The organism is Paenibacillus sp. AK002, assembly GCF_053903045.1.
The window spans coordinates 2226697-2253369 of the sequence record NZ_CP096377.1 but is presented as its reverse complement, the minus strand read 5'-3'; the positions used below and the strand labels follow the sequence as shown (position 1 = coordinate 2253369).

The following is a 26673-nucleotide window of genomic DNA, read 5'->3' as shown; positions in this document are numbered from 1 at the left end:
GCGGCTGTTTTTTTGTGCTCATATAGCTTGTCCTTTAAAAAAAGAAGCCTGAAAAAAGTCGATGATCCCTATCTTACCGGTTAAGACGCCGTGCTGTCCGTTCCGTTGGTTCCGTTCAGATAACTGCTCCGTTCGGCAAAAGCGCTAAGACGTTCTTCGACAGCGGAGCTGGTACGCAGCTTGAAGCAAGCCGCCGCCTCTCCTTTCGCTTCTGCCGCATTCGTATTCAAAATGCGATGCTTCACGCGGAGCAGGGATTGCGGAGACATGCTCAAATCCTTAACGCCGAGCTCAAGCCAAAGCGGAATCGCTCTTTCGTCTCCGGCCAGTTCTCCGCACACGCTGACTGGAATCCCTGCCCCATGGGCAGCCTCCACCGTCGTCCGGAGCATGCGCAAAATGGCAGGATGAAACGGATGATACATATGCGCGATCTGCTCGTTCATCCGGTCCACGGCCAGAACATACTGAACCAGGTCATTGGTCCCGATGCTGAAGAAATCGGCCTCTTCGGCCAGCAAATCCGAGATCGTGACCGCCGCAGGCACCTCGATCATGATGCCGACCTTGATGTTCGGATCATAGGCGATGCCGCGTCGGTCCAAATCGGCCATGGCACGCCGCAGCACGGCATTGGCCTGCTTGACTTCATCTACCGATGAAATCATCGGATACATGATTTTGACGCTGCCGTATGCGCTGGCTCTCAGAATCGCGGTAAGCTGGGTCTGGAACGGTTCGGTTCGGTCCAAGCTGATGCGGATGGCGCGGTACCCGAGGAAGGGGTTTTCTTCTTCCGGAAGCGCGAAATAATCCAGCTGCTTATCGCCGCCAATATCCAGCGTACGAATCACGACGGACGCCTTGCCTGCGTTCTCCGCAACCAGTTTATACACTTCGAACTGCTCTTCCTCCGTCGGGAAGTTGTGCCGGTCCATATACAAAAACTCCGTTCGGAACAATCCAACTCCCTGCGCGCCGTTCTTCAGCGCAATCTCCATTTCCTTAACGGAGTTCATGTTCGCGGCCAGGTTAAAGTATGTTCCGTCCTTCGTTACCGCATCAACGGCTGCCAGGAGCTGGAGCTGCTCTTTCTTTTTCCGCTGCTGGTCCCGAATGCCTTCATACCGCTCCACGATGAGCGTGTCAGGCTCCAAATAGAGCAACCCCTCATCTCCGTCCACCACCAGCTGCTGTCCGGTCTGGATCGGTTTATCCAGCTTGTTCTCGATTCCCGAAACGAGCGGTATGCCCAGCGCGCGGGCCATGATCGCCGAATGAGAGGTCTTGCCGCCGGTCATCGTCACGATACCAAGAACGTGGGAAGGGTTCAGATGAACGAGCTGCGACGGGGAGAGCTCCTTCGCAACCAATATATAAGGCTGCGTATCGGCCGGGAGCTTCACTTCGGGAGCACCAAGAAGATGCTTCAGCAGCCGATTGCCGACATCCTTAATATCAAGCGCCCGCTCCTTCATATACTCATCGTCCAGCAGATCGAACATGGATACGAAATGATCGATCGCCTCTTTTACCGCCACCTCGGCAGCCTTGTACTGGCGCTCGATGATCCCTTGAATTTCGTTCATGAACACGGGATCCTCCAGTATGGCCAGATGCGCGTCAAAAATCTGCGACTCCTCGTGCCCCACCATTTCCTTGAATTCGTTCTTGATGTATTCAATTTCATTCTTGGAGGTTCGTATGCCTTCATATAAGCGCTCGAACTCTTTGGCTAAATCGACAGCGTCCATTTCGGAATCCGGAAGATCCAGCTCCCAATGCGGCAGTACGAAAGCCTTACCGATAGCTACGCCTGTTGCTGCGCCAATGCCTTGTATCATGATTCTCTACCCCCAGCATTACTCTCATTTAATACGACGGACATGACAGATGACTGTCCTCTTTTCACGGTCTTGAACGGAGCATAGCTCCAGGCTCTTACTTTATCGGGATTGGTGATTACCATTGGCGTGGCCAGCGATGCGGCATGTGTCTTTAAATACGCCAAATCGAACTTGACCAGCAGTTGCCCCGGTTCAACGGTATCCCCTTCGCTGACCACAGCCGTAAACGGTCCTTTCAGCTGGGAAGTGTCGATCCCGATATGAATCAATACCTCAAGCCCTTCCGGCGTTGAAATCCCGATGGCATGCATCGTCGGATACACGTGCATGACCGTGCCGTATACCGGTGATACAAGCTCTCCTTTTTCCGGTATGAAGGCGACGCCGTTGCCGACCAGCTTCGCCGCAAAAATATCATCCGGCACTTCGTCAATCGGAAGCATGCGTCCCTGTACGGGCGCGCTGAACAGAACGCGCGGCAAATCCTGCTGCATCAGCTTGTTTATCTCTTCGCGGATGAGCTCGGAATACGTCCCGAACACCACTTGCACGTTCCCTCCGCCCAGCTTGATAATGCCGGCTGAACCGAGCAATTTCAGTGCGTCAGAATCAATCTGACGATCATTGTATACGGTCAATCGCAGACGCGTCATGCAGGACTGCACCTGAACGATGTTGTCTTTGCCTCCAAGCGCCTCCAGAATGAGCGGCGCCTGATAGGGAATATCGCCTGCCCGGCCTTCCAGCGCCGAGCCCTCCTCGCGCCCCGGCGTGGGGATTTCGAAGGTGCGTATCGCCCAGCGGAACAGAAAGTAGTAGACGATGCCATACACGGCCCCGATCGGTATGATGATCCAGGCGTTCTGCGATAAATGGAAGTTGAGCACGTAATCGATGAATCCAGCCGAATACGAAAAACCGTGATGGATGTCAAATGCATAGGTAAGGACCATCGCGAAACCGGCCATCAAGGCGTGGAGCACATACAGATATGGAGACGCAAATAAAAACGCGAACTCGATCTGCTCCGAAACCCCGGTCAAAAAACAGACAAGCGCGGACCGCATAAACGTCTTTTTCACTTTCGGTTTCAGATCTTCACGTGCTTCCTGGATAATGGCAAACGCGATCGCCGGCAGGGCAAACATCATGATCGGGAACAAACCGGCCATGAAGTCGCCAGCCGTGGGATCCCCCGCGAAGAACCGGGGCAGATCCCCCTGCACGACGGTACCATCCTCCGTCTCGTAGGAGCCCAGCTGAAACCAATACACATTGTTTAACAAATGATGCAGACCGAAGGCCGTGAGTACGCGGTACAAAATTCCGTATAGAAACAAACCGAAAGCTCCCATATGTACGGTAAGATCATAAAAAGCATCTAACCCGCGCTGCACAAGGGGTGCTGTCCCCAGCATGATCCAAGCGAATATCGTTGAGAACAATCCCATGAACAGCAGTACAAATCTGGAGCCTCCAAAAAACTGTATGGCTTCGGGAAGCTTAATATGTTTGAACCGGTTATACACGTAACCGGACATTACCCCAAATATAATACCGATCAAGGTCGAGGGCTGTACGCTCCCGTCTCCCAGACGGGATATGACCTGATCATAGATGAACATGCCGGCCAGGGCGGCGAGCCCGGCGGGACCTCCCTGATTCGAGAGTCCCCATGCGACGCCAATGGCAAATAAATACGGCATGTAATAAAACACCCCGTGCCCCGCTGCCTGAGCGATTTCGCCTAAGGTTCCGAAGCCCCACGCCGACCATGGCAAACTCCCCACGCTAAGCAGGAGAGCTGCCGCCGGAAGCGCCATTGTAGGGAGCATGACTGCTCTGCCCAGCTGTTGCAACGATCCCAACCAATTCAAGGCGAGCCCTCCTTTCTATCCTTGATGGTAAGCGCTGCGCCTGTTTTTGTCAAAAAGAATTAAGGTCAAATGCCCACAGCAAAAGCAAGCCCTGCAAACAGAACGGCGACAGAACCGGACCATGTCCAGTCTGCCACCGGCTGTTTTCTACGCAAGACTTGCCTATTCTTCCAATATGCGCTTTGAAGTTTAACGGCCGCCCAATGCGATGGAATCCTCGACCTTGATGCAGCGGTCCATAATCGCGATCATGCCGCTGCTTTCGGCGATGGCCGCCGCCTCCTCGCTGATAATTCCCTGCTGCAGCCAGAGCACCTTCGCACCGATCTCGGCGGCTTCCCGTGCTACATCGGCGCAGTATTCGCTGCGCCGGAACACATTGACGATATGGATCGGCTCGGGAATGTCCTTCAGGGAAGGGTAACTTTTCTCGCCGAGGATTTCGGCTGCACCAGGGTTTACCGGGATAATCCGGTATCCGCGTTGCTGCATCGCGGCAGAAACCATATGGGATGTGCGGTCCGGCCGATCGGACAGGCCAACGACAGCAATATTGCCCGCATTACGTAAAATATCCGCGATTTCTTCGCGCGTAGGATTTTCAAATGCCATGGTTCATGACCACCTTTCCGTTCCTTATCGATGAGAATCTTGGCCTATTCCTCTATTTTACCCATTCTACATCGGCGCCAAGCGCCTTCATGTGATCAAAATATTGCGGGTACGACTTGGCTACATGGTGGGCGTCCTTGATCCGGATCGGCTGTCCTGCGCGCAGCCCGACCACCGTGAGGGCCATGATCACCCGGTGATCGTAATGGGCATTGATCTCAACCCCGCCCTCGACGCCGTCCGGACGGCCATGAACGATAATCTCGGCCTGGCGCTCCTCCACGTTGGCCCCTGCTTTACGCAGTTCGGTCAAATAATCCGTAATCCGATCGCATTCCTTATAACGGAGATTCTCCACGTTGTAGAACCGGGAGGTCCCTTCGGCAAACACGGCTGCCGCCACCATCGCGAGCACCGCGTCCGTCGCCGCATCTCCGTCGAATTCCAGCGCCTTTAGCGTGCGGTTGCCCTGCACATGGACATTTCCGTTCTCATGCGTGAGCGGAACCTCCATCATTCGCAGAACGTCGATAATGGCGCGCTCGCCCTGCTTGCTGTCCTCCGACAGATTGCGGATCGTCACATCGGACTGCGTAACAGCGGCAGCCGCTAGCACGGCAGCAGAGCCCGGATAATCGCCTTGAACCGTATAGGTCTTGGCTTCGTAGGATTGCCCCCCGGGAACCCGGAAGAACGTATAGTCGTCCGCTGCGTGAATCGTAATGCCGGCCTGCTCCAGCACTTCCAGGGTCTGACCGATCACGACCTTGGATTTCAGATCTCCGGTAACGGTGATTTCGCTGTCTTCGGCAAGCAATGGGGTCAAGAACAACAGTGCGCTTAAATACTGCGAGCTTACTTCGCCTGAAACGGTGAGCTTGCCGCCCTTCGGCTGGCCGCCGCGAATCGTGATGGGCAGCCTGCCTTCGTTATGCTCCACTTCCACACCCAGTTGGCCAAGGGCCTCGATGAGATCGTCATGCGGACGCTTGCCCAGTGATTCCGGGTACGCATTGACGAAGGTAACCTCTTTAGATAATGCCGTTACGCCCATCAAGAAGCGGAGAACGGCACCGGCGTTGCCGACATTCAGCTCCTTCACATCCCGCGGCGATTTGCCAAAGCCCGTAATCACGGCTTTTTCCTCGTCCTCCTCGATCACGGCTCCGAGATCCCGGATACAGCGTCTCATCGCGTCGCTATCCTCGCTGTGGGCAGGGTAATAAATCGTGCTCGTTCCTTCCGCTAGGGCAGCCACAAGCAGGTAACGGGTGGTATAGTTCTTGGAGGACAGCGCTCCGATCTCCCCTTTTAAAATAGGCGTAGGCCTGACGATAACATCCATCGTATGAATCTCTCCCTTGTATATAGTGTTGCGATTACCAGCAATACAATCTCCCTAGGATAAATTGACAGGGAAAGAACCGCTTGGTTATCATAGTTCATGTGAACCGGAAAATCAGATCGTTTGCGATCTTACTCATTTATGATAAGAAAAGAGGTCTATATGATGAAACCGATCCCTCAGATGGAAACTTCGGAGCTTAGAAGCCGGCTTCAAAACGGCGAACAGGTGTACATGATTGATGTCCGCGAAGATGAAGAGGTTGCCGCCGGGATGATCAGCGGTGCCAAGCATATCCCGATGGGCGAGATTCCGAACCGCCTGGACGAAATTCCGCGCGACCAAGAGGTTGTCTTTATCTGCCGCAGCGGCGGACGCAGTCAACACGTATGCGAATTTCTCAATCACCAGGGCTTGAACAACGTGATCAACATGAAGGGCGGCATGCTGCAGTGGCATGACGATGAAGTATAGGCAAGCCGTAAAGAAGGTGCGGGATGAAGGTGATCCCCGCCTTTTTTTGCTTGTGCTTGTGCTTGTGCTTGAGTTGATCCCGCTCACAAGCTCCCTTGGTCAAACCCTCAGGTCTCATCTATCTCCATGCCAAGCCGGGTTCGCTTATCATCTTAGCCGCGGTAATGCGTTAAAATGTCAGCCGCCACTTCATCCGCGGATCGGCCAACCGTATCCACCATCACGTCCGCAAACCGGTATTTGTCCTTTCGCTCATCGAGGATGCGCCGAACCCTCTCTTCGACATCGCCCGCAAGCAGCGGCCGGTTGGCATCGCCCCGTACGCGTCCCACGATGCTGGCTGCATCCGCTGTGAGGGCAACGACCCAGCCGCCGCGTTTCATTACGTCGCAATTGTCGGAACGAAGGACAGCTCCGCCGCCGGATGCCAGGACGATTCCATCCCGGAGCAAAACGCTGCGCAATGCAGCGGATTCAGCCTCGCGGAAATACGGCTCTCCATCCTTTTCAAACATCTCGGAAATCGTTCTGCCTTCCATTCTCTCAATTTCCGCATCCAGATCTATCAAGTTGTAGCCGAGCGAGTCCGCCACGAGACGCCCCACGGTTGACTTGCCCGTACCCATCATCCCGATCAGAATGATGTTTCTACCCAGCTTATCCAATTTCACACCCCATTCGCTGCTTCACTGTAAAGGTTGTTCATATCATACCACAGCCCCAAATCTTTCGACAATGGACCCGACTCTCTAAATTGTAATCCAAATGCCTCAAGCCAAGCCCCTATTTATGGAGTCTATCTTGTTCCCAAGCATCATACACTGTTACAAGAATGCAAGATTAGAAGAAAGGAATGAACCCATGGTGCCATTTCATCCAACCGGACTCTCTTCCTCGGCCAAGCGGATCCGCCGGATGCTCGATCCATCTTACCCGCTATGCCGCGAGGACGTGATGTGGGTGCTTCATTTTGTCCAAAAAAAAGTGGCTCTGAAGGATCCTGCGCTGCAAGATCTTTCAAAGCCACGGTTGCTGCAAAATTTCAACAGTTATTGCGAAGCCGCGCTGCTCTTGCTCGGAAGCGGAAACCACTTTCACACAAAGAACGGCGACATCCGCACCTGTCTCTTAGAAGCCATGCACGGGCTTCCCGAGCTGGCGGAGGCTATCTCCCCTGCTCAAGCCCGCACGTTTGAATCGATGCCCTCGATCCCTGAGGACGGTATCCATCCTGCTGCAAGAGAGCAGAATTAGTCCATCCGGGAAGCGTCGAATTCACGCTGCTGATAAAAAAGCAGGATTACTCCATCCAGTTGTAGTGGAAGGTTCCTTCTTTGTCAACGCGTTTAAAGGTGTGCGCTCCGAAGTAGTCGCGCTGAGCCTGCAGCAGGTTCGCTGGCAGGTTCGCCGTACGGTAGCTGTCGTAGTATGCAAGCGCACTGGAGAATCCAGGCACCGGAATACCCAAGGATACCGCGGAAGCTACAACTTTACGCCATGCATCTTGATAGGATTCGATTATATCGGTAAAGAACGGATCCAGCAGCAGGTTCTTAAGCTCCGGATTGTTCTCATACGCATCGGTGATGTTCTGCAGGAAGCGGGAACGGATAATGCAGCCGCCGCGCCAGATTTTAGCGAGGTTGCCGTATTGCAGGTTCCAGCCGTATTCATCGGATGCTACGCGAAGCTGTGCGAAGCCTTGAGCGTAGGATACGATCTTGCTCGCAAACAGCGCTTTGCGCACATTTTCGATGAACTCGGCTTTGTCGCCGTCAAATGCAGCCGTTTTTGGACCATTCAGGATTTTGCTTGCCGCAACGCGCTCTTCTTTCATCGCGGAGAGGAAACGGGAGAATACGGATTCGGTGATCATGGAAAGCGGCACGCCCAGATCCAGGGAGCTTTGGCTTGTCCATTTGCCTGTTCCTTTTTGACCCGCCGTATCCAGGATGACGTCAACCATCGGCTTGCCGGTTTCTTCGTCGTATTTGGAGAAAATGTCAGCCGTGATCTCGATCAGGTAGCTGTCGAGCTCGCCTTGGTTCCACTCCGTGAAGATTCCGTGAAGATCCTTCGCATCGAGGCCGAGTACGTCTTTCAGCAATTGATACGCTTCGCAAATGAGCTGCATATCGCCGTATTCGATACCGTTGTGAACCATTTTTACATAATGGCCGGCACCGTCCGGTCCGATATATGTACAGCAAGGCTCTTCGTTAACCTTCGCGGAAATGGCCGTCAGAATAGGCTCAACCAGCTTATAAGCACTTTCTTGTCCGCCAGGCATGATCGATGGGCCTTTCAATGCGCCTTCTTCGCCGCCGGAAACGCCTGCACCGATAAAGTTAAAGCCTTTTTCAGCCAACTCTTTGCTGCGGCGCTGCGTATCAGGGAAATAAGCGTTACCTCCATCGATGATGATATCGCCTTGGTCCAAATGCGGAATCAGCTGTTCAATCGTAGCGTCCGTAGCTTGTCCTGCCTGTACCATGATCAGGATTTTGCGAGGAGTTTCAAGGGAATCCACGAATTCTTCGATCGAGAACGTTCCTTTCACTTGCTTGCCTTCGGTTTCCTTCAGCATATCTTCCGTTTTTTGCGGAGAGCGGTTATATACGGAAACGGTGAAGCCTTTGCTTTCGATGTTCAGGGCCAGGTTTTTTCCCATTACAGCAAGGCCAATCACACCGATTTGTTGTTTTGACATCTGGTTCTCCATCCTTTGCTCCAATATATTTTTAAACAACCCATCCCTACGAGATGATTTGCAATAATCTTATATTAACGTTTTTCATTTGACAAGTGAACCCCTGTCACAAAATGAGAACACGCGCGAAAACACCCCTTCGGTTTCGGAGTGTTGTTCGTGCTTTACTCTTGTATCGTTCGATGAAGTGAATTACCACTCCAGCCTCATCAGCTCCAAGGAAAGCTCGCGGAGTCTTTGCTTGCAGGCCGCGATTTTGTCCTGATTCCCCTCTTGCAGGGCGGCATGGAGCTTCTCAAGCTCATCATCGGTTTCCAGCCTGGATAGAAGGAGCCGCTGTTCCCCCTCATCCGATTCGAACAACCGCACCATTTCCTGCTCCGTCATCGGCGTCCCCTTCTGAAACAGCACCCGCTGCCGGTAACCGGATATTTCCACCAGCCTTATAACCTCGCCAAACAAAATATTCTCGATCAATATCTGCCGGTCCTTGAAACGTTTGACGACAGCGTGACCACGGGTATTCTCGATCAATTTCTCCATCCATTCCGCAAGCTTGGGATCGCGGATCATATAATCGCCTACCAGCTTAAAACCGCTTCCTGTCCGTTGAAACCGCAGCTTTACCAGCTTGCGTCCGGTTCGGATCGAAATGACAAACTGCGTATCATTCTCGCTCCAGTAAAGCGAATATCCTTCCTGGATCAATTCCTTGATTAGGTCCTGGATATGCCGGCGATCAAACCGGAGCTCCAGGTTGCAATACTCCACTTCCTCGCTCTTATTCACGGCACTCCCTCCTCCGGTTTACTACCGATCTGAAAAACGACGGTGAAGATTTCCCCCATGGCTGCTTTTGATGTTGTCTTATCTATATCTTATACTCCATCTTATGTAACGGTAACTTGGTTTATTGACTATTTTTAACCCGCATGAAAATACGGTGAAACTTTCCTGGGTCATGCCTGACGTCCACTCGCCTTATGGTATAATGGGTTATCCAAAAGCCGAGTTTAGTAAGTGTTCATCATAAACAACAGGGAGGCCATCACATTCATGACGGTTACCGGATTTAAAGATCAGGATTTCGACGTATTCTCCGTTCCAGGGCTCGAAGCCCGTATGGAGGTTCTCATTGAACGGGTAAGACCCAAGCTTGAGACGCTGGGGGCCGAGCTTGCCCCCTATGTGTCCGCGCTGGTCGGGGAAGAGATGTTCGTGCATGTGGCCAAGCATGCCAGACGAACCGTTAATCCCCCGATTGACACCTGGGTCGCATGGGCTGCCAGCAAACGGGGCTACAAAGCGCTGCCTCATTTTGAGGTGGGCATGTTCGGAACCCATCTGTTTGTTATCTTCGCGATTATTTACGAAAGCCCCAACAAAACCGTATTTGCCGGCAACCTGGAAGCCAAGCTGAAGAAAACAGCGAAGGCGCTGCCTAAACATTTCTATTGGTCCATGGATCATATGAATCCGGCCGGCACCCCTCACCAGGACATGAGCGAGGAGGATTTCGTTCGCCTCATTGAGAAGCTGAAACAGGTGAAAAAGGCTGAGGTCATGTGCGGACTGCGCATTCCGCGCGAGGAAGCCGTCAAGCTTGAAGGGGACGAGCTGGTGCAAAAGGTGCAGGAGACGTTTGAGACGCTGCTGCCGCTTTATAAAATGGCGTTTTAAACTGGCGTGGGATATTTACGAAAATGGGCTGCGGATGCAGCTCTTTTTTTAAGATTATAGAATTTATAAATTTTCAGCGAAGCTGAACAATTCTATAATCGCAAGAAAAACTTCCTTTAACCGCGGTCTGTCTTCTGAGAAAGTACGTCGATAGACGTTTATCTTATGGATGATATTTTAATGAAGGAACGATGAAGAACATATCCCTCCGCCTTTATATGTCTAAAGTATGAAGCGCTGCCGGGCCGTGCAAAAAAAGCCGGTCATTCTTCTTGCATTCCCCCCCTATTTTGCTATACTCAATTTTGTTTATATAAAAACAGAAATCGACAAACCATAAGAAAATAAACATAAGGAAAGGTTGTGACAACGTCCATGGACCACAGTCGTACACCGCTCTTCACCGCGCTTAAAGAACACGCGGCCAAAAACCCCGTGCAATTTCACATTCCGGGACATAAGAAGGGCCTCGGCACCGATGCCGAATTCAGGGAATTTATAGGGGATAACGCCTTTTCTATAGATTTGATCAATATTGCGCCGCTGGATGATTTGCATCAGCCTACAGGCGTCATTGAAGAAGCCCAGAAGCTGGCCGCCGACGCATTCGGTGCCGACCACACTTACTTCAGTGTCCAAGGGACAAGCGGAGCGATCATGACCATGATCATGTCGGTATGCTCGCCCGGCGATAAAATCATCGTACCGCGCAACGTTCATAAATCCGTGCTTTCCGCCATCATCTTCACCGGTGCCAAGCCTGTGTTCGTATCGCCTGCCCAGGATTCCAATGTGGGGATCGATCACGGGATCACGATCAGCTCCGTACGGAAAGCGCTAAAGCGTCACCCTGACGTCAAGGCCGTACTGGTCATCAATCCGACATACTTCGGGGTGAGCGCCAACCTGAAGGAAATCGTCGATTTGGCCCACAGCTACAACGTTCCCGTGCTTGTGGACGAAGCACACGGGGTTCTGATCCATTTTCATGAAGAACTTCCGATGTCGGCGATGGAAGCCGGTGCCGATATGGCTGCCACCAGCGTTCATAAACTCGGCGGATCGATGACCCAAAGCTCCGTGCTGAACGTGAACACCAAGAACGGATACATCAATCCTTACCGCGTGCAGACCATCATCAGTATGCTGACCACAACGTCGACCTCCTACATCCTGCTGGCATCGCTGGATACTTCTCGCCGGAGCCTGGCGCTGCATGGACGGGAAATGGCTGCAAGGACGATTGAATTGGCGCAATATGCACGAAACGAAGTCAATAAAATCGAAGGCCTGTACTGCTTCGGGCAGGAAATACTGGGCGGAGAAGCAACGCACTCCTATGATCCGACCAAGCTGACGGTTCATGTACGCCATCTTGGCATCACGGGATATGAAACCGAGAACTGGCTGCGGGACCACTACAATATTGAAGTGGAGCTCAGCGATATGTACAACATTTTGTGCCTCATTACACCGGGGGACAACCGGGAGACAATCGATATTTTGCTGACGGCGCTCCGCGAGCTTTCGGACCAGTACATGCACGTGAACGAAATTAATGAGCTGGTCGTGAAAACGCCGGAAATTCCGCAGCTGTCGCTCATTCCCCGCGATGCGTTTTATGGGGATACGGAGGTCGTGCCGTTCAAGGAATCGGCCGGACGCATTATTGCCGAATTCATCTATGTCTACCCGCCGGGGATTCCGATCTTGCTTCCGGGCGAAGTTATTTCCCAGGAAAACATCGATTACATTACCGATCATGTCGATGTCGGCCTTCCTGTCAAAGGTCCTGAGGACCGCAGCATTCAGAACGTGAAAGTTATCGTGGAAACGGATCCTATATTCTAAGGCAGCAACTACAAAAAACCCGGTGCGAGTGGTTCGCACCGGGTTTTTCGTTAGGGAGTGTTACTCCTGGTTTGCAGCAGCGACCAGTTCGTTGTAAACCGCCTCTACTTCATTCCATTCGTCTTCGTCCTCAATATTGTAAAGAACCATTTCCTCGTTCTCTTCTTCCATACGTAGAATGACGCCGTCCGCTTCCGGATTCTCGCGTTCAAGCAAAAGCGCGTAAAGCTTCTCGCCGACATCAAATGTCTCCACGAGAACCATCTCTACTTCTTTTCCTTCTTCATCCGTCAATGTCAGCACAAACTCTTCATGTTCGTGATCGTGGTCATGATCGTGACCGCAGCCGCAAGCATCTCCGTGTTCATGTTTGTGTTCGCTCATTGAAAAAACCTCACTTCGGTTAAATTATCATACTTTCGTATCGTATCACGGATAGCTTCTTCAGGTCAATTTTTGCCAAGCGGCTATGGACCCATCAATTTAGGGCGGTAATCACTTTCTCCGCAACCTTCACAAAACCGTCATCCGATTTGACTTTTACATAAAAGCCTACCGAGTATTTTCCGGCCGTTTTGAAATCATAAGTGAAATCATAGGTTCGGAACCAGAAGTTATCCTTGCGGTCCTTCACTTCCTGGGACTGGATGTCCTTGATATTGCCCGAAGGATCCTCAATCGCTACTTTCACGGCATGAATATTGTTGTTTAAGCTGTCTACCTGGCTAAATACATTGAATTTCAGCTTGCCTTTGTTTACGTTGCCGAATACAGTATCTCCTTTAAAGAGAAAAATATGCACATTCGGCTTGACGACCTGGACTTGTCCATTCGCCGAATTCCAGTCCACAGCCCCGTCAAATTCCCGGACCGGCACATAGGTTTTGCCATCAATCAAATATCCGCCATCCTTCAATTCGCGTCCGTTCAGCCAAACACGAACACGTTCATTGACGGAATCCGCAAACAAAAGGGTGCTGCCACCCATTAAAGAGAGCACTAGCATACATGCCATCACTTTTTTCCACTTCATTTCATACGTTCCCTCCATTGGCTCTTCTTGTTGTTATATGTGTATACTACATGTCAAAAAACAAGTTGCGGACAATTTTGCACTTTGTGGTAAAATTTTTTTCTCGTGCTTCAAGGCTTGATCCTATCACGATTTTTGCAGCATTACGGCTCCGTTTCGAGCATATACTCCGTGTAAATACACAAGAAATTCGTTAAAATACACATAAGCATACTTGGACTATACATCATTTCATCAGGAGGTTTCATCCATTGACACTGACATTGCAAATGCTTGGCACCGGCAGTGCGTTTGCCAAGAACTACTATAACAATAACGCACTGATACATGACGGAAATTTCACGTTGCTCATCGACTGCGGAATCACTGCACCGTTGGCGCTGCATCAGATGAACAAAACGTTTAACGATGTGGACGCCGTGCTCATTACGCATATCCATGCCGACCATGTTGGCGGGTTGGAGGAGCTTGCGTTTATTATGAAGATGAAATACAATCGCAAACTTCCGCTCTATATTGCTGACGCGCTGGTGGAACCGATATGGGAACATACACTCAAGGGCGGATTATATCAGCACGGGCATATCTCTTCCCTTCAGGATGTATTTGACGTGCATCCTTTGAAACCGGGCGTGAAGGCCGCTATTTCATCCGGAATCTCGGTGGAGCTGATTCATACGCAGCATATTCCGGGCAAAGACAGCTATTCGCTTTATTTGAACGATCGGATTTTTTACAGCGCGGACATGGTATTCGACCCCATCCTGCTGAAGCAATTGGTAAATGAACGGGATTGCGAAGTGATTCTGCATGAATGCCAGCTGCAGGGTCCGGGCGAGGTGCATACGACACTCGATGAACTGCTCAGCCTGCCTCAAGAAATTCAGGAGCGTACCTATCTGATGCATTACAGCGATGAGGTCGAAGCTTTCATCGGCAAGACCGGAAACATGGAATTCGTGGAGCAGCAGCGGGTATACGAATTGTAGTTCAATATGCGTCAATGCATAGTTTACGAGGGTTCCCGGGAATAATAAGGCCGGGAGGCGATTCATATGGATCAAGGACAACAAGAAGTTGTAGGCGTACGTAAAAATGGTGATGGCGACATCATCGAACTTAAGCTGGATAACGGCAGCGTCGTGGATTACAAGACGGCCCAACAGATGGCCAAGAATAAGGAAATCAAGAACCTGAACGTATTCCGTGGACGTGATGGAGACGAACATCTTCGTTCCAATGCGGATGGCGATCCCAGCAACAACCTGGACAATTTGCCGACGTTCTAATTTATGCGCAAAAAAGACCTCGAGGCGATGCTCTAGGTCTTTCCTTTTTTTGGGGACGATGCGTTAATGACCGGCATCTTATTTGGTTTGGTTTGCGGCCTTACAATTCCTTTTTCATGCGAACATGGGGAATGCCTGCATCATCAAACGGCTCGTCCGAAATCGTCTCATACCCCAGCTTGCGGTAAAAAGCCTCTGCCTGCACCTGTGCATCGAGCACGGAATATTGCAGCTTTAGTTCACGAGCCTGCGCTTCCAGCGCCATCATCAGCACACGGCCAATCCCTTTGGAACGGAACGGCTTCCGCACCGCGATCCGCTGCATTTTGGCGGAATCCTTATTGTAATAGGTAATACGCCCGGTTGCGGCGTACTGCCCCTCCGACTTGATCAAGACATGGTGTGCATCCGATTCCAGGCGGTCGTAAGCATCGATCTCCAAATCGATCGGCACCTTCTGTTCTAGGACAAACACATCCTTTCGGATATCCAGCGCCTGCTGCAACTGCTCTTCCGTTGATACATTGATGATTTCTGCTGCCATTTCAACACCTCTTTATGTAGAATCAATTCCTCGTGATATCGCAGGTCGAGATATTATACAAAATATTCGTTTTCCTGTATAGTAGTAGAAGCTAACGTCTTCATGAAAGGAGCATTGCCTTTATGAGCATGGGAGCCACGATATTTTGGGCTGTGGTCATTGCTGCCCTGATCATCTATCCCACCTTCTGGACGATCAAAAAAGGTTATTCCCGCAAATGGGATGAGGAATAGCATCGGCCGACTTACGACAAACCGCCAGCCTGCCAGCCGGCGGTTTGTTCTGCTCACTGTTCATGCAGAGATCATCATAATGGTTGGCGCCGCTTTAAGCACAAAGCCGTCCTGGAGCTCTTTATGGATGGAGATCCCTTAACGTGTCCTCCGCATCCATCGGGGATACCGGCTCCAGCACCCCGCTTCCCTGCTTGGAATATACGTCCTGATCCACGGAACGCCCGTACACATCCAGCATCACGGGCGCTGCAGGGGCATGCAGCGGCTCCAATTGCACCGATGTTCTTTCCGGGACACTGCAGCCGCCGCCCACAATAGATACCGCCAATAACGAGAGCACCAGTCCCGCTCGCTTGAAACGATGGGATATTCCACCTGTCATGCCATTCTCGCTCCTTCATTGGCAAATTCATGCTGTATTTAGTCTGAACCGGAACGTGATATTTTATAACGTAGAAAACCATTGACAGCCGCCTTGTCTGCTGGTAATATATGAATTACCTTTTTAAATATTTCATGATCTGTTAGCTCAGCTGGGAGAGCACTATCTTGACAGGGTAGGGGTCAGTGGTTCGAGCCCACTACAGATCATCACGAAGAGTCCTTGCGTAGCAAGGGCTCCTTTCTTTTTATGCTTTTGACTACCTTTGCGAGTTTCACCTTTTGGGGACGAATTGGGGGAAACTAAAGAGGGCCAAGTACCCACAATTTTGCCCTTCCCTAAGACGCAAAAAATCAATCGAATATCGGTGCTTGATCCCATTCCAACTTAAATTGAGAACCAAACTTTCTGACAGAGTCTATATCAGTAGTAAGCGTGAAGTCTTGATCAGACCCAAAAAAGCCCAACTCATAAATACCTTCCGATTGGCTTCTTTTCCAGCTTAATTGATAAAGATGTTTTTCGAATGACATATATAATCCATCTAATTTGAATCCATTCAGTGTGTCCAACGGAAATTCCGTAGTTACTGTAATATAATTATGAATCGTTAGATTCGTCCAACCGAAATTCAAATCATAGATGAATCGGTTGGAATCATAAAATTTAAAGTTGATTTGGCATCCTTCGTACTTTCCAGGGATACGGGATATAAAATGAAATTCGGCTCGTGTCCCCTCATCCGTGCAATCTCTAAGCACAGGCATTTCTATACCTCCTGCCGACTCAATGTGTCGTCCAGTAATCCGCAGCTCTTTCCACTCTTTGAACGGGCTGTGCCTCTTCCTTCAGCACAATCAGGCTCTGCAATTCCCGCTTGTTCTTAAACATAATATAGCCTTGTTCCTCCAATGAAGCTATGCCCTCCATAATTTCGTTCGGTTTACGTCCCGTTAGATACTTAAGTAACCGTAAGGTCGGGACACGGCTGCGATGCGCCGGATAGTTGATCAAAATTCGGAGCAGTTTTCGTTCCAGATCAGGAAGCATGCGAACCTCTTCCTTTCTGGGGCCTCCAGGACAGGATATTGTTTTCATTGAATACCCGAGGCTTTCCCGTCTCCAGGCACGTTGCCCGAATCCGCTGATCCTTAATGCTGTGTATCTGTATTTTGCGCTGGGTAATGTTGCCCTTACGGTCTTCGTATATGATTTCTACGGTTTGCTCCAGGTATTTCTCAAACATGATGCACCCACCTCTGATAAGAACGTTTGTTTGTATTATATGCGAACACCCGTTCTTTCATCAATGTCAATTTTACCCTAATTGGCTTGGCATCCATTACTAAAAAACTCGCAATCATTGGGGCATCGATGGAACCGACCGTTATGGGCTCAGCTGCAGCTTCCTTAGTCATAATAAAAACCGGCGCCAACAGGCACCGGCTACTACGGCCCATATCTCATTCAACAACCATGAACCTACCACAAATTTTTGGAGTACCCCAGTCCCCGTATCAATTGGATCAAGATTTATTTCAAAAGTTCTTCCGGCGTCTCTCCGCTGTACACAAATACGGGACTTGCAGTATTAACGACAAATACGGCTACCAACGTCAGTGCAGATGCGATGAACGAAAAAAAACGATGACGAATCTTATGGATCCATAACATGAGCTTGTCCTCCTTTCCAGCGTAATAAACTTATGGCCTGGATTAAAAATATGACAGCCAATGTTGGGGACTGAAGGACAAAATTGAACATCACGATGAAGCAGCTAATCAAGCGGAGTTTAGAGTAATGCTTGCTCGGTATCCGGGATTGTCTCTCGATACGGCTGGGAGCAAACAGCATAACCAGCAACAGACTAAGTGCATTCATAACGAGCACAGCTGCATTCCCCATATCAACAAAAGTCACCAAGGTGAACAGTGCTGTCGTGAATGCAATACAGCCGGCCCCCGTCTTAAGGTGATACCCTCCCGAGAATTGCCTCAGTACGGCGAAGCCCGTCAAGGCTATGACCGCCTCTCTCACGTTACCCGAGAAGATCGAAATCAGCAGCGTGAATACGACAATGAACATCACGTTGAATAGAATGGCGAGCGCGTGTTTCAAAACAGGAACGGAGGACGGATGATCAGGAACCTGACGTTTGATCCTCTCCGCTATCCGCTCTGACAGTCCTTCTATGATCATAAGACTCCCGCTCCTCTGTATTGATGGCATAATACAAGAAGATTCCAAATGTGATTCCAAAGAAGAGAAGATGCAGCCACAGGCGGTTGAGGTAAAACAGAATGGCAATTAATATCAGCACTACGATAATTAAAGCGATTAACAGAATATGTTCAAATTTAATGCGCAGCTTCTCCAGGTCGTACTTAAACCCAATACCGAACCTGTACATCAACCAGGATATCAGCAGTCCCGTCGCTCCTGACAGAACTTGAAGAATGTAACCTTTGGCAGGATCGGTCTGAATGGCATCGATCGATCCGAACACCGTTGTCAAATAGGCGGTTTGAATCAACGCGTAAAACATGTAGCCTATAATGGTGCAAATCGCCGACCAAATGACAGGGATTTTAATGATGGCCGAGAACAAGAACACAAAAATCATTACCGTAATAAGCGGGGCAAGAAAATCGAGCGAGAGTTCATTCCGCATGATGTAACTCTGTAGATTGGCAAGGATCATAACCAGCAGGGCCTGCCATATGTACTCCGTTGTTTTAAATCTAAGCAATGTCATGATCAGTGAATAAATCGCCAGTGTTTCAAAAGTCGAAAACACCATAAACCAAATAGCTTCCATTCAAAGATTTCCTCCCTACACCGTAAAGAAATGGTTTAATGTGTACAACGCCACTTCCCGATTCATCCTGATTGCGCTGAATGATTATAACGTCCATAAGAAACGTATATCTTCAGCCCCTCAGTTTCTATCGAGTCGTCCCTGAATGATGCATGTTCTTGAGGTCAATTCCGATGGCGCCTGCCATTTCTTATATGCCTGGAAGCTCTGATGAAAAATGCAATAACATCGAACGGCGTCAATAGCTCCGGCTTGTATACAACTACCAAGCACAACGGCCCGGAGCTTATAACGCCAAAGACGAAGCAAACCACTGCAACGTTCAATCCGCAAAACAAAAAACGAGCATCAATGATCAAGAATCCACGACCTTATGAACATGACTAAGCCAGAATAAACTCGTGTCGCACGATGCGTAACATCCTGACATCATCATCTATGTCGATTATATAAGGCCATGTAGCCATAACAACAGGTAATTAAATACATATGTGGGGGAATCCATCATGGATCTATGAAGTGTAGAGTTAATAAAAGGAGATAACTAGCTATAACTCTATTATATACGAACCTACGTTCCTGTTCAACTATTTAGGAAAGACAGTATTTATTTATTTCTGACATAAACCTTACGCGATTAGAAATTAAGATAGGATTAACTAATCTGTATTCCAAGAAGAGGCATCCGCCGGATGCCCCTTCCTATTTTCTATTCTTGTCCCCAACCCTTCAAAAGGATGAGACTTGTTAGACGGGAATGTTATTGTGTATAAGTAAAGCAGTCACTTATACAGCCTGGTCCAAGCCAAACCATTGGCGGCAAGCAGCGCGACGATATAGGCCGATATACCGTAGGTAACCGTGCTGCTAAAATAGTGCAAGCCGCATAGCCCGCCGACAACGATAATGAACAGCAGCACCCACCAGCCGTCTTTTTGCTGAGCCATATTAAAGGCTTGAGAGAACGGCGGATGGCGCAGCATTACCTTGGCCGACACAGGAATCAGCACCAAGCCGGTAAGAAGGATGATGAGAACGTCCGGGAGGATCCGAATACCGAATAAGATCAGGAATACGATCGCATTCACAGTGAACAACGGCAGGAACATTTTTATGGCAAAAGCCTTTAAAGCTCCTTGATATAAGGGACTCATGCTTGGCATCGGAGCCGCCCCAAACAGCCAGAAGGCCTTGGGTTTGCCGGAGAATTTCAACATCATCACGACGGTGACAATCATGATGAGCATGACGTGCAGCACATAGTAGGACGATCCCCTGCCGATTTCCGCCAGGGAGGAATTACGGATCGTGGAGAAAAAGAACAGGTAGGGCAGCAGAACGGACAACCCGAGCGTAGGATACACCTTCAGCTTGAATTCTCTCTCGTTCTTCAGCATGCTGGCAGATAAGCGGAAACATGCCTGTTCCGTGCGGGACCGGCATACGATTTTGGCCAAAAACCTGTCAAACCGACCGCGTTCCCGCCCTTTTCCCGCTTCGCTGTGCGCCAGCTTTTCCAGATACTGCTCGAAGGATGGAATATAACGAAGGTACACCACCATAAGCAGAATCGGAACGAGCACGGCCAGTAAGGAGAGGACAATCAGCCACCCGCTCCCCTCGCCGAACATCCATTCAAATGGAGCCGCAAACCATACGGGCGGAAGCAGAACCTGCCACCAGGCCGGCGTAAATACCAAATTGAAATCAATCAGATCAAACGAACGGATCACGAACTGATAGCCGATGGCCAGCGTGGCGGAAAGCCCAATCTGTACATAATTGATCAGATCCTTCAGTTTCTCTCCGTCCCAATATTTCAGCAGCACCAGATAAATCATGGAGGTGCCCACCAGTATGAGCATATTCATGAGAATAAGCTCAAGGATGCAGGTCAGAAAGAACAGCACGCCATGCTTAAACAGCCCCACGGCAAGTGAAGCAGCCGATAGCGCTCCGGTCAGCAGCAGCAAATAAATGCCGGCATGAATCGATCTGGCCACGCCGACCGTGCGGCCGTCGATCGGTTTCGTCATCAGAATGCTGCGGTCGCGCACATCCAAAAGCACGGATGAGAAATCCGAAATCATGGAGGTCATGATCAGGAACATGAGGATGGCGGACAGGATGCTCATCGGCATCAGATATTCCGGATCGCTCCAGAACACAAACGGCGTCAGGACAAGCCCGATTAAGCCATACAGCCAGAGGGAACTGACAAACAGGTTTTTGTCCTGCTCTTCAGCCTTCCGGCTGTTTGAAGATAATATGACGGGTGCCCGCCTCGAGTCCATCAGCAGCTTGACATGCAGGATCCGCCGCAGCGTTTCATAGTCGACGCCCATTCTCGAGATAACCCCTTGAAACCGATCCAGCAGCTTCAGCATTCGAAATGAAACTTCCGGGCCCGCCATATCAGCTTCCCTCCCGAACGATCGATACGAACCGCTCCGCGATGCTGGCATGGTCATTGAAGCCCGTCAGCTGATTGAACACCTCTTCCAGCGACCCTTCATGGGAATGCTGCTGCAGCTCTTTGAACGTTCCGTCCGCCACCACCCGGCTGTCTGCGAGCAGAACGATCCGGCTGCTGATTTTCTCGACGACGTCCATGATATGCGAGGAATAAAAAATCGTCTTGCCCTGTGCCGACAGCTGCGCCAGCACCTCCTTGACCACCATCACGCTGTTTGCATCCAGCCCGCTTAAGGGCTCATCAAGGAACAAAAGATCCGGATCATGCAGGAGACTCGAGATGAGCAGCACCTTTTGCCGCATTCCTTTTGAAAACGTGGCGATCCGAGCATGGTAAGCCTTTTCCAAGTCAAAGCAGTCCATCAAATGTTTGGCCTTATAATCCGCAGCATCGTATGTAAGTCCGTACAATTCGCCAATAAAAGTCAGATATTCCGCGGCCGTTAACTGATCGTATAATTCCGCCACCTCGGGCACATACCCGATTCTCCGTTTATAATCGATATTCCCGTCGGAAATATCCTGGCCGAATATGCGGACCGTTCCTGTATACCCTTCAACCAGCCCAAGCATAATTTTAACCGTCGTGCTCTTTCCCGCCCCGTTCGGACCGATATATCCTATCATCTCGCCGCGGTTGACCTTCAGATCGATCCCGTTCAATACATAACGGTTATCATATTTCATGCGCAGGTCTTCAATCGATAACACTTCATTTTCGGACATGATTGATTCTCCCATTCCCTCTTTTGTCGTCATACCTACCTTATTATGGAAGCGCGGGAAAATCAACCGTTGGCGGTATACTCGCTCTGCAAAAGCCCCATGTGCACAATGTCATGCCAGGCACCGTTCCGGTACAAGCTCTGTCTGGAGCTGCCTTCGTGGACGAAGCCGATTTTTTCATACAGCTTGATCGCTTTATGGTTAAAGGAGAACACCCGCAGGCTTACCCGGTGCAGATTCAGCTCCGAAAAGGCATAATCCAGCAGCAGCTCCATCGCTTCCGAGCCGTATCCCCTGCCCCAATAATTTTTATCGCCGATGTCGATGATGCACTCCGCATTGCGATTCTTGAAATCGATGCCGACCAACGACATGATGCCGATCGGTTGGCCTGATTCCTTCGCCTGGATCAGATAGCTCTTCGAGGACGGAGTGCCGAGGATCACATGCTGAACGAAGTCCTTGGTCTCCTCCATTTGGTAAGTATCCAAGCTGGGACTGGTGGATTGCATCACTTCCAGGTCATTTCGCCAGGTATGATACAGCTCCGCGTCATCCATGGTCATTTTTCGACAAGACAATCTAGCAGAATCAAACAGCATTGCTATGAGCCCCTTTCTGTCATCATGATTCAATGGTTATCGGATTTAGCATTTCGCCGAGAGAGTAGAGGAAAGACTCCAGCTGCTCCGGCACGCAAGTCACCCCAGCCCCAAGCTGGAAGGTATCCAGCATGAGTCCGTTGAGAAACGAGATCATGTACCGTGCGATGGCTTCCGGTTCCAGACGCGGCCGAAACTCCCCTTGCTCCTGCCCCTTCCGGATGACCCCGCACAGAGCCTCAACCGTAATCTGATAGCGCTCGGTAATATAGGGATCTCCTTGCTTCGCATGATCATAAGAGGAAGACAGGAAGTATTCCGCCCTGGCGAGTACAAGCGAGTGATGGATCAGCGAGATGTCCTCCTGCTGTTTCTTGATCCAGTCCAACATTTGCTTCCATATCGAATGTGGCGAATCCGGTTCAAAAAAACGGAGCGCCTCCTGATCGTCATAACGCAGAACCTCCAGAAAAACATGCTCCACATTGCCAAAATACGCGTACACGGCACCGCGGGACATGCCGGCTTCCTCCATGATGTCCTGCATCACGGTGCGGGTATAGCCCTTCCTAATAAAGACGCGCCTGGCTGCTCCCAAGATTTCAAGCTTTTTCTGCTGCTTGTATTCGTCGCTGACCCTTGGACACATAATCCTCCCCACCCTCGACCTTAAACTGACACTGGTGTCGTTTTTCACACCATATTATAAACGACACTCATGTCGTTTTCAAATACCATCCAGTAATTTACGCTGATCCCTTACAGCAAAGCCCTTTAAAAGGACAAATTGAGCGCAGCCATGACACTATCATTTTTTAGATGGAATGTCCCATAATGCCCCTGTCGCTTGATCTTTGAAAACAACTTGTTCTATTTTCCGGCAGCTGCACATTTCCGTCAACATTCGCGGATCCCCGCATATATATGGGGGAGAACGAAAAGAGGTGATCGGACATCATTAAGGGCATCGGCCGCATACTGGTCTTCGCCTTACTGCTCGTATTCTTTCTCCCCTCCGTTACCCAAGGCGCGGCAGCAGGACAGAAGCTGGACAGTAAGTACACCAAGTACGCACAGTTTATCGTCATTGACAAATCCACCAACAAGCTGACGTATTACGAAAAAGGCAAGGTCATAAAAACATTCCCCGTGGCCACCGGCAAAAAACCCTCCTATACGCCGGAAGGACTGTTCAAAATCCACGAAAAAGTGAAGAACAGACCGTACTACAAGGAAGGCATCAAGGGAGGAGATCCGCGCAACCCGCTTGGGGACCGCTGGCTCGGCATTAATGTGAAAGTGAACGGCCGAACCAGTTACGCTTATGCCATCCACGGCAACAACAACGCGAATTCGATCGGAAAGTACGTATCCGCGGGTTGTATCCGGATGCACAACAAGGACGTGCGATGGCTCTACGACAAAGTAAAAATGAACACCCCCGTCCTCATCCAAAAATAAGGCGCGACCATGAAAAAGCCAAACACTGCACAAGTGTTTGGCTTTTTTAGGTTTAACGTTTTACGAGCCGTACTCGGCTCCGAATTCAATAATGTTGCGGTCCGGATCGAGCACGAATATCTGGGCGAAGCCCGCTACGCTGTCGGGTTTGGCTACATACTCGACGTTCATCCGGTCCAGCCATTCCTTGGTTTCGCGGTAGCTCTTCACCCAGATCGAGAAATGTCCGTCCGTTGTATCGATGCCCCGTTCCCGCAGTGTATCGCTGATGGGATGCTCCAGCAGATGGAGCTGCTGGTTCCCGACGGCATACCATACCCCTTTCGAATCAAACGGCGGGCGCGGCAGCTCCCGAAACTTGAGAACGTCCGAGTAAAAAAACTTCGCCTTCTCCAAGTCGCGCACCGCCAAGCTCACATGGTGCAGTCCTTCAAATTGAATCATGAATCCCACCCCCAGGTATGTAACTGTATTGTAAAGGATACCTTATCATTATATAACATGAATTAACCAGCCAAGGGGGGAGTTCACCATGGATATCCATTCGAATGAATACAAAATCGCTGCGCTCAACGGAAATGAAGGCACTTTGAAGGCAATTGAAGACGCCGAAACCAAAATTGCCGAGCTGACGGGCAAAGAGATCACGCTGATTGCCTACGAGAAAGAACAAACACAAGGGGAGAAGCCATAACCAAGCCCCTTAGAAAAAAGGCTGCCCTCCACGCGTCTACAGTGACCTTGGAAGAGCAGCTTTTTCATTAGATGAAGCTCGACGCCGTCACGGCCGCCTGATAGGTTACATTAACCTCAAGCGGTCTGTCGGTTAGACCATTCTGGTCGAAGAGCATCCGGTCGGCTTCCAGTTCCTCGATTTCCTCGACTACGCCTCCCACATAATCCGAAAGGCGGTCCTGCGTAGAGGAGATTCGCGCGAGAAGCCCGCCGTAGCGGAGATCCAGCACTTCCCAGCCAAATGGCTTATACGTGCTCATCCAAAGCGCCCTGTGGGATAAACGCAATGTCTCGATGCGCCGCTTCAGGTCGTTTAACGGAGAATCCGCTGCGGAAGCAAGCTCAGCAAGCCGGTCTTTGTTGCCTGTGTCGTAGAGCCTTTTCAACTTAACGCCCAGGGTGCTCTTGATAACGAGGACCGAGGCCAATTTTTCATAGAAATCATAAAGGCGGTTAAACGGTGCCGGGTACTGTTCCTTGCAGTCCCGCCATCTCTGCTCCAGCTCGGCGTAATGTCCAGGCAGCACGGAGTCCGCTTCCCCCTCCACATGCTTGTCCAGCAGTCCCAGCAAAGGATCCTGCCACAACAAATACTTCGAGGGATTGGCCATCCAGTGATTTCCCTCCGACACGCCGGGAACCTCATCCATATATTTCAGCGCGTTCAGCGATCCGAACAAATCGATGCCCGTGCAAGCCGCGAGCCTTCTTGCCAGAAGCTCGTCGCTGATACCGTCTCCGTACCCATGCTCGGCAAACAGCTGGAGGCCCGCCAGGATGACCAGGTGATTGGTTTCGTTTCCGTTATCCCCCCAGGCGGTGGCGATGACTTCGCGGATCCCTTTCGTTTTGGCGGCGCGCAGGGCAGGATGGCTGGTCATCCAGGTCTTGCCGTTGTTCGGACTGATGCTGTTCCACATATGAATGCCGCCAGCAAAAATCGGCTTGGAGCCCAGCTTCATATGCTTATCATACAGCCGCTCATACCCCTCTTCATCCCTGCGTCCGTAATCCCAATATACGAATTGGACGCCTTGGGGAATGCGGCTCATATTGTCGTCGGAAAAATCCGCATCCAGATTGTACAGCGAACCTTGATAATCGTTGGCCAGCAAATTAAAATACATGTCGCTCCAGATCATCGGCCGGAGTCCGAGACGCTCGGTAATGGCAAGCACCCGGCTGACATGGTCATTCATAATCTGAAACCGGTCCTGGACCCCGTTCAATTTTAAATACTTGCCAAGGCCGACCTGAAACGCCTCGTCCATCCCGATGTGAATCCGCTTGGAACGGAACATCCGGGATGCGGTGGTGATCATCTGTTCGATGAAAGCATACGTCTTGGGCTCACCTGCGAGCAAAATATCCGCATGATCCTTCATATCCGCGGCATAGCCCCATTTCAACGCTTGCTGCAGATGCCCCAAGGTCTGGATGCACGGAATCATCTCGATGCCGAACAGGTCCGCGTAATCGTCGCATTCCCTCATTTCCGAAGCCGTGTACCGGCCGCGCATATAACCGAAATACGGCTGCTCTTTCACCTCGTACGTATCCTCGGTATACATCATCAGCCCGTTCAGCCCCATCAAAGCCATATAGCGGATAAACTGCTTGATCACCGGAACCTTAAGCACGCCATTGCGCGAAACGTCAAGCATCGTGCCGTTGAAGTCAAACCTGGGCTCCTCGGTCAGCTCGAACCGGTCACGCTCCCTCGCCTGCTCCAGAAACACCCCTAAAGCACGAAAAAAATGAATCTTCTCCTGGTATCGGATCGTCCCCTGCCCATCCTTTAATGATAACTGGATCGGTCCTGGAGCCTGTATGACCCGAATCTTTAGGCCCTCTCCCTCCGTAATTCGGATATCCAATATGTCCGAGAGCTCGCCAACCCCTTCAAGCAGCTTCTCCGGCAGGTTATCAAAATAAATCTTCATCTCCATACCTCCATCCCGTTTTTGAGATGATG

31 protein-coding genes and 1 tRNA gene are annotated in these 26673 nt (G+C 50.5%); 9 read left to right on the top strand and 23 right to left on the bottom strand.

The window, feature by feature from the left end; genetic code table 11:
* Window positions 1-80 precede the first annotated feature (80 nt).
* The 4 genes from ptsP to aroA all read right to left on the bottom strand — a co-directional run bounded on the left by ptsP (window position 81) and on the right by aroA (window position 5681).
* Window positions 81-1844, bottom strand: a complete 1764-nt coding sequence (ptsP, locus tag M1D70_RS09845) for a phosphoenolpyruvate--protein phosphotransferase (protein ID WP_009589643.1) — start codon at window positions 1842-1844, stop codon at window positions 81-83.
* Window positions 1841-3724, bottom strand: a complete 1884-nt coding sequence (locus M1D70_RS09840) for a glucose PTS transporter subunit IIA (protein WP_009589653.1) — start codon at window positions 3722-3724, stop codon at window positions 1841-1843. The genes ptsP and M1D70_RS09840 overlap by 4 nt, the downstream gene beginning before the upstream one ends.
* A gap of 189 nt (window positions 3725-3913) precedes the next feature.
* On the bottom strand, window positions 3914-4336 hold the full coding sequence (locus M1D70_RS09835; protein ID WP_009589621.1) for a CoA-binding protein: 423 nt from the start codon (window positions 4334-4336) through the stop codon (window positions 3914-3916).
* Between the two features lie 52 nt (window positions 4337-4388).
* A complete protein-coding gene (gene aroA, locus M1D70_RS09830; RefSeq protein WP_009589640.1) occupies window positions 4389-5681 on the bottom strand; it encodes a 3-phosphoshikimate 1-carboxyvinyltransferase in 1293 nt (430 codons plus the stop codon).
* 165 nt (window positions 5682-5846) lie between these two features.
* On the opposite strand from aroA, the gene M1D70_RS09825 reads away from it, so the two are divergent.
* Window positions 5847-6155: a rhodanese-like domain-containing protein gene (locus tag M1D70_RS09825; protein WP_175320732.1), complete on the top strand. Its 309-nt coding sequence runs from the start codon at window positions 5847-5849 to the stop codon at window positions 6153-6155.
* A 152-nt stretch (window positions 6156-6307) separates the two neighbouring features.
* Here M1D70_RS09825 and M1D70_RS09820 read toward each other — a convergent pair whose 3' ends face one another.
* On the bottom strand, window positions 6308-6826 hold the full coding sequence (locus M1D70_RS09820; protein WP_456289769.1) for a shikimate kinase: 519 nt from the start codon (window positions 6824-6826) through the stop codon (window positions 6308-6310).
* 190 nt (window positions 6827-7016) lie between these two features.
* On the opposite strand from M1D70_RS09820, the gene M1D70_RS09815 reads away from it, so the two are divergent.
* A complete protein-coding gene (locus M1D70_RS09815; RefSeq protein ID WP_009589662.1) occupies window positions 7017-7409 on the top strand; it encodes a hypothetical protein in 393 nt (130 codons plus the stop codon).
* Between the two features lie 46 nt (window positions 7410-7455).
* On the opposite strand, the gene gndA is transcribed toward M1D70_RS09815, so the two are convergent.
* Complete coding sequence (gene gndA / locus M1D70_RS09810; RefSeq protein WP_175320731.1) at window positions 7456-8865, bottom strand: NADP-dependent phosphogluconate dehydrogenase; 1410 nt, start codon at window positions 8863-8865, stop codon at window positions 7456-7458.
* Window positions 8866-9057: 192 nt separating this feature from the next.
* Window positions 9058-9654 carry a hypothetical protein gene (locus tag M1D70_RS09805; RefSeq protein ID WP_009589606.1) on the bottom strand — a complete coding sequence of 199 codons (597 nt, stop codon included), beginning with the start codon at window positions 9652-9654 and terminating at the stop codon, window positions 9058-9060.
* Between the two features lie 267 nt (window positions 9655-9921).
* On the opposite strand from M1D70_RS09805, the gene M1D70_RS09800 reads away from it, so the two are divergent.
* Both M1D70_RS09800 and M1D70_RS09795 read left to right on the top strand, forming a co-directional pair.
* Window positions 9922-10545, top strand: a complete 624-nt coding sequence (locus tag M1D70_RS09800; protein ID WP_009589608.1) for a DUF1054 domain-containing protein — start codon at window positions 9922-9924, stop codon at window positions 10543-10545.
* Between the two features lie 375 nt (window positions 10546-10920).
* On the top strand, window positions 10921-12396 hold the full coding sequence (locus M1D70_RS09795) for an aminotransferase class I/II-fold pyridoxal phosphate-dependent enzyme (RefSeq protein ID WP_456290410.1): 1476 nt from the start codon (window positions 10921-10923) through the stop codon (window positions 12394-12396).
* Window positions 12397-12456: 60 nt separating this feature from the next.
* On the opposite strand, the gene M1D70_RS09790 is transcribed toward M1D70_RS09795, so the two are convergent.
* Window positions 12457-12780 carry a DUF1292 domain-containing protein gene (locus tag M1D70_RS09790; protein WP_009589641.1) on the bottom strand — a complete coding sequence of 108 codons (324 nt, stop codon included), beginning with the start codon at window positions 12778-12780 and terminating at the stop codon, window positions 12457-12459.
* 94 nt (window positions 12781-12874) lie between these two features.
* The gene (locus M1D70_RS09785; RefSeq protein WP_015734300.1) at window positions 12875-13429 is read right to left on the bottom strand and encodes a copper amine oxidase; all 555 of its coding nucleotides are present in this window, start codon (window positions 13427-13429) and stop codon (window positions 12875-12877) included.
* A gap of 251 nt (window positions 13430-13680) precedes the next feature.
* Between M1D70_RS09785 and M1D70_RS09780 the strand changes: the two genes are divergently transcribed.
* Complete coding sequence (locus tag M1D70_RS09780) at window positions 13681-14418, top strand: MBL fold metallo-hydrolase (protein ID WP_009589688.1); 738 nt, start codon at window positions 13681-13683, stop codon at window positions 14416-14418.
* A 66-nt stretch (window positions 14419-14484) separates the two neighbouring features.
* Window positions 14485-14718, top strand: a complete 234-nt coding sequence (locus M1D70_RS09775) for a DUF3892 domain-containing protein (protein WP_036665947.1) — start codon at window positions 14485-14487, stop codon at window positions 14716-14718.
* Between the two features lie 100 nt (window positions 14719-14818).
* Here M1D70_RS09775 and M1D70_RS09770 read toward each other — a convergent pair whose 3' ends face one another.
* Window positions 14819-15262 (bottom strand): GNAT family N-acetyltransferase, encoded by a 444-nt coding sequence (locus M1D70_RS09770; RefSeq protein WP_009589627.1) that lies wholly within the window; start codon window positions 15260-15262, stop codon window positions 14819-14821.
* Between the two features lie 354 nt (window positions 15263-15616).
* The gene (locus M1D70_RS09765) at window positions 15617-15880 is read right to left on the bottom strand and encodes a hypothetical protein (protein ID WP_009589568.1); all 264 of its coding nucleotides are present in this window, start codon (window positions 15878-15880) and stop codon (window positions 15617-15619) included.
* Between the two features lie 136 nt (window positions 15881-16016).
* Here M1D70_RS09765 and M1D70_RS09760 point away from each other — a divergent pair.
* Window positions 16017-16089: transfer RNA gene (locus tag M1D70_RS09760), tRNA-Val, on the top strand.
* 144 nt (window positions 16090-16233) lie between these two features.
* On the opposite strand, the gene M1D70_RS09755 is transcribed toward M1D70_RS09760, so the two are convergent.
* The 10 genes from M1D70_RS09755 to M1D70_RS09710 all read right to left on the bottom strand — a co-directional run bounded on the left by M1D70_RS09755 (window position 16234) and on the right by M1D70_RS09710 (window position 23151).
* On the bottom strand, window positions 16234-16647 hold the full coding sequence (locus tag M1D70_RS09755) for a hypothetical protein (protein ID WP_456289768.1): 414 nt from the start codon (window positions 16645-16647) through the stop codon (window positions 16234-16236).
* 19 nt (window positions 16648-16666) lie between these two features.
* Complete coding sequence (locus M1D70_RS09750; protein ID WP_015734291.1) at window positions 16667-16930, bottom strand: helix-turn-helix domain-containing protein; 264 nt, start codon at window positions 16928-16930, stop codon at window positions 16667-16669.
* A complete protein-coding gene (locus tag M1D70_RS09745; protein ID WP_009589586.1) occupies window positions 16920-17126 on the bottom strand; it encodes a hypothetical protein in 207 nt (68 codons plus the stop codon). The genes M1D70_RS09750 and M1D70_RS09745 overlap by 11 nt, the downstream gene beginning before the upstream one ends.
* 287 nt (window positions 17127-17413) lie before the next feature.
* A complete protein-coding gene (locus tag M1D70_RS09740; RefSeq protein WP_009589655.1) occupies window positions 17414-17554 on the bottom strand; it encodes a cyclic lactone autoinducer peptide in 141 nt (46 codons plus the stop codon).
* Window positions 17538-18080, bottom strand: a complete 543-nt coding sequence (locus M1D70_RS09735) for an accessory gene regulator ArgB-like protein (protein ID WP_433939092.1) — start codon at window positions 18078-18080, stop codon at window positions 17538-17540. Before M1D70_RS09735 ends, M1D70_RS09740 begins: the two co-directional genes overlap by 17 nt.
* Window positions 18022-18699 carry a hypothetical protein gene (locus M1D70_RS09730; protein WP_009589614.1) on the bottom strand — a complete coding sequence of 226 codons (678 nt, stop codon included), beginning with the start codon at window positions 18697-18699 and terminating at the stop codon, window positions 18022-18024. The genes M1D70_RS09735 and M1D70_RS09730 overlap by 59 nt, the downstream gene beginning before the upstream one ends.
* A 782-nt stretch (window positions 18700-19481) precedes the next feature.
* Complete coding sequence (locus M1D70_RS09725) at window positions 19482-21113, bottom strand: hypothetical protein (RefSeq protein ID WP_456289767.1); 1632 nt, start codon at window positions 21111-21113, stop codon at window positions 19482-19484.
* 1 nt (window position 21114) lies between these two features.
* On the bottom strand, window positions 21115-21900 hold the full coding sequence (locus tag M1D70_RS09720) for an ABC transporter ATP-binding protein (protein ID WP_009589665.1): 786 nt from the start codon (window positions 21898-21900) through the stop codon (window positions 21115-21117).
* A gap of 62 nt (window positions 21901-21962) precedes the next feature.
* Window positions 21963-22502 (bottom strand): GNAT family N-acetyltransferase, encoded by a 540-nt coding sequence (locus M1D70_RS09715; RefSeq protein WP_456289766.1) that lies wholly within the window; start codon window positions 22500-22502, stop codon window positions 21963-21965.
* Window positions 22503-22524: 22 nt separating this feature from the next.
* Window positions 22525-23151 carry a TetR family transcriptional regulator gene (locus M1D70_RS09710; RefSeq protein WP_456289765.1) on the bottom strand — a complete coding sequence of 209 codons (627 nt, stop codon included), beginning with the start codon at window positions 23149-23151 and terminating at the stop codon, window positions 22525-22527.
* A 305-nt stretch (window positions 23152-23456) separates the two neighbouring features.
* On the opposite strand from M1D70_RS09710, the gene M1D70_RS09705 reads away from it, so the two are divergent.
* Window positions 23457-23963, top strand: coding sequence for a L,D-transpeptidase (locus tag M1D70_RS09705; RefSeq protein WP_306436885.1), 507 nt, complete (start codon window positions 23457-23459; stop codon window positions 23961-23963).
* Window positions 23964-24023: 60 nt separating this feature from the next.
* On the opposite strand, the gene M1D70_RS09700 is transcribed toward M1D70_RS09705, so the two are convergent.
* On the bottom strand, window positions 24024-24407 hold the full coding sequence (locus M1D70_RS09700) for a VOC family protein (protein WP_009589646.1): 384 nt from the start codon (window positions 24405-24407) through the stop codon (window positions 24024-24026).
* An 88-nt stretch (window positions 24408-24495) separates the two neighbouring features.
* Between M1D70_RS09700 and M1D70_RS09695 the strand changes: the two genes are divergently transcribed.
* On the top strand, window positions 24496-24657 hold the full coding sequence (locus M1D70_RS09695; protein WP_192569190.1) for a hypothetical protein: 162 nt from the start codon (window positions 24496-24498) through the stop codon (window positions 24655-24657).
* 67 nt (window positions 24658-24724) lie between these two features.
* Here M1D70_RS09695 and M1D70_RS09690 read toward each other — a convergent pair whose 3' ends face one another.
* Window positions 24725-26641 (bottom strand): family 20 glycosylhydrolase, encoded by a 1917-nt coding sequence (locus M1D70_RS09690; protein ID WP_456289764.1) that lies wholly within the window; start codon window positions 26639-26641, stop codon window positions 24725-24727.
* Window positions 26642-26673 lie beyond the last annotated feature (32 nt).

Coding starts and splice junctions, on each gene's coding strand:
- ptsP (WP_009589643.1), bottom strand. CDS start 1,844: ATGATACAAGGCATTGGCGCAGCAACAGGCGTAGCTATCGGTAAGGCT.
- M1D70_RS09835 (WP_009589621.1), bottom strand. CDS start 4,336: ATGGCATTTGAAAATCCTACGCGCGAAGAAATCGCGGATATTTTACGT.
- aroA (WP_009589640.1), bottom strand. CDS start 5,681: ATGGATGTTATCGTCAGGCCTACGCCTATTTTAAAAGGGGAGATCGGA.
- M1D70_RS09825 (WP_175320732.1), top strand. CDS start 5,847: ATGAAACCGATCCCTCAGATGGAAACTTCGGAGCTTAGAAGCCGGCTT.
- M1D70_RS09815 (WP_009589662.1), top strand. CDS start 7,017: ATGGTGCCATTTCATCCAACCGGACTCTCTTCCTCGGCCAAGCGGATC.
- gndA (WP_175320731.1), bottom strand. CDS start 8,865: ATGTCAAAACAACAAATCGGTGTGATTGGCCTTGCTGTAATGGGAAAA.
- M1D70_RS09800 (WP_009589608.1), top strand. CDS start 9,922: ATGACGGTTACCGGATTTAAAGATCAGGATTTCGACGTATTCTCCGTT.
- M1D70_RS09795 (WP_456290410.1), top strand. CDS start 10,921: ATGGACCACAGTCGTACACCGCTCTTCACCGCGCTTAAAGAACACGCG.
- M1D70_RS09790 (WP_009589641.1), bottom strand. CDS start 12,780: ATGAGCGAACACAAACATGAACACGGAGATGCTTGCGGCTGCGGTCAC.
- M1D70_RS09785 (WP_015734300.1), bottom strand. CDS start 13,429: ATGAAGTGGAAAAAAGTGATGGCATGTATGCTAGTGCTCTCTTTAATG.
- M1D70_RS09775 (WP_036665947.1), top strand. CDS start 14,485: ATGGATCAAGGACAACAAGAAGTTGTAGGCGTACGTAAAAATGGTGAT.
- M1D70_RS09770 (WP_009589627.1), bottom strand. CDS start 15,262: ATGGCAGCAGAAATCATCAATGTATCAACGGAAGAGCAGTTGCAGCAG.
- M1D70_RS09765 (WP_009589568.1), bottom strand. CDS start 15,880: ATGACAGGTGGAATATCCCATCGTTTCAAGCGAGCGGGACTGGTGCTC.
- M1D70_RS09755 (WP_456289768.1), bottom strand. CDS start 16,647: ATGCCTGTGCTTAGAGATTGCACGGATGAGGGGACACGAGCCGAATTT.
- M1D70_RS09750 (WP_015734291.1), bottom strand. CDS start 16,930: ATGCTTCCTGATCTGGAACGAAAACTGCTCCGAATTTTGATCAACTAT.
- M1D70_RS09745 (WP_009589586.1), bottom strand. CDS start 17,126: ATGTTTGAGAAATACCTGGAGCAAACCGTAGAAATCATATACGAAGAC.
- M1D70_RS09740 (WP_009589655.1), bottom strand. CDS start 17,554: ATGTTATGGATCCATAAGATTCGTCATCGTTTTTTTTCGTTCATCGCA.
- M1D70_RS09735 (WP_433939092.1), bottom strand. CDS start 18,080: ATGATCATAGAAGGACTGTCAGAGCGGATAGCGGAGAGGATCAAACGT.
- M1D70_RS09730 (WP_009589614.1), bottom strand. CDS start 18,699: ATGGAAGCTATTTGGTTTATGGTGTTTTCGACTTTTGAAACACTGGCG.
- M1D70_RS09725 (WP_456289767.1), bottom strand. CDS start 21,113: ATGGCGGGCCCGGAAGTTTCATTTCGAATGCTGAAGCTGCTGGATCGG.
- M1D70_RS09720 (WP_009589665.1), bottom strand. CDS start 21,900: ATGTCCGAAAATGAAGTGTTATCGATTGAAGACCTGCGCATGAAATAT.
- M1D70_RS09715 (WP_456289766.1), bottom strand. CDS start 22,502: ATGCTGTTTGATTCTGCTAGATTGTCTTGTCGAAAAATGACCATGGAT.
- M1D70_RS09710 (WP_456289765.1), bottom strand. CDS start 23,151: ATGTGTCCAAGGGTCAGCGACGAATACAAGCAGCAGAAAAAGCTTGAA.
- M1D70_RS09700 (WP_009589646.1), bottom strand. CDS start 24,407: ATGATTCAATTTGAAGGACTGCACCATGTGAGCTTGGCGGTGCGCGAC.
- M1D70_RS09695 (WP_192569190.1), top strand. CDS start 24,496: ATGGATATCCATTCGAATGAATACAAAATCGCTGCGCTCAACGGAAAT.
- M1D70_RS09690 (WP_456289764.1), bottom strand. CDS start 26,641: ATGAAGATTTATTTTGATAACCTGCCGGAGAAGCTGCTTGAAGGGGTT.